The 1478-nt window shown below is 34.5% G+C and carries 1 pseudogene; it reads right to left on the reverse strand.

Going from position 1 to position 1478, the window contains the following annotated elements:
• Window positions 1–1478: pseudogene (pls, locus tag HMPREF3265_RS09775) on the reverse strand (plasmin-sensitive LPXTG-anchored glycoprotein Pls); the annotation flags it as partial.

The following is a 1478-nucleotide window of genomic DNA, read 5'->3' on the forward strand; positions in this document are numbered from 1 at the left end:
CTGGTTCTTTTGTTACTTCTGTTGTTGGTTCACCACGTTCAACTACATCTCCTGTATCAGGGTCAACTTTAGTTGGTGTAGTTGTTGTTTTCTCTCCATCTTCACCTTTTTGTACAATAACATCAGGTGAGCCTGGTTCTAGAGTTGGATCAAACTCACGAATAGTTTTATGAGGAATTGGTTGTTTCGTTACTTCCACATCATCAATTAAATCAGCTTGAGGCGTTGTAATTGTTACACCTTCAAGATTTGTTCTCATAATTCCATCAGAATATCTATTTTGCATATGACTTGAAGTAATTAAGAAATTATATTTTTGTGATTTATCAATTCCTAAATCATCTGTAGTAGCTTTCCATGTTTTTCCTGCATATGTAGCAGTTATTGTACTTGTTGCTGCATCATAATTTAATACTACATCATTTAATCTTTGGCCATGGAATTGACCATCAAGATGATTAGTTGTATTATCTGCATAAATTATTTTATTTACAGGTTTATCTTTTGTATTTAGGGCATTTTGACCAACTTGGTTAGTCACACCATCTGCACCATTTTTAACAAATGTACCGTAACCAACTTTTGCTGCGCCAATTTGACTTAGATTGTTTGTTTTATCTGCATCGAGTTTATCGACTTTACCATTAACATTATTATATGCCGTATCAATTTTAAAACCAGATGCATTTGCCATACCTTTGTCTCTTAAAATACCACCTTGGTTTAAGAAGTCTTGGCCATTCCCTTGAGTAAACATGAAGCCCCAGCCATCTGCTCCTGTTGTATTACCTTGGTTGTTGTTTGCTACTGGAACAGTAATTGTAAAGTCTTTATTAAAATCTATTTTATCATTATATTCTAATGCGCCTTTAGTTCCTGTATTAGGATTGAAGTTTGTATTGAATGCAGTTAGCGTGCCTTCATTAGGGAATTCTTCTTTATAAGTTTTATGGATTATATCTCCATGCGCAGTAAAGTTACCAGTTCCTTTTTTAGTAACTGTGTCTTGTGCAGCTGCTCTTAATGCTGTTGCTGAATAGTTAACATTTGTTGTTCTAGCATTGCTGCTTACTGAACGGAATGTTGCTCTTGGTTGTGCGTTTTCTTTGTTAGCTGTTTCTTTAAGTACTTCACTTAAAGCTATTTTTTTAATTTCTTCATTAGATAAGTTTGAAATATCTTTTGGTAATACTTTTTCAATTTCAGCTTTTTCTGCTTCTGTAACTTCAGATTTTTTATATAAATCTTTAGCAACTGTATCTACAACTTGAGTTCTCTCAGTTTCTGATGGTTGAGCATTTGAATTGCTCTTAGCATTTGTGTCTTCAACTGCTGGTGTTTCTTCTGTTGCTGCTTTGTTTGTTTCTTCAGCTGCTGGCGCTTCTTCTGTTTCTACTTTGTTTGTTTCTTCAGCTTTTGGTGCTTTTTCTGTTGCTGCTTTGCTTGTTTCTTCAGCTTTTGGCGCTTCTTCTGTTTCT

The sequence above is a fragment of the Staphylococcus sp. HMSC62B09 genome, assembly GCF_001839115.1.
In the GTDB taxonomy this organism is placed as follows: Bacteria; Bacillota; Bacilli; order Staphylococcales; family Staphylococcaceae; genus Staphylococcus; species Staphylococcus haemolyticus.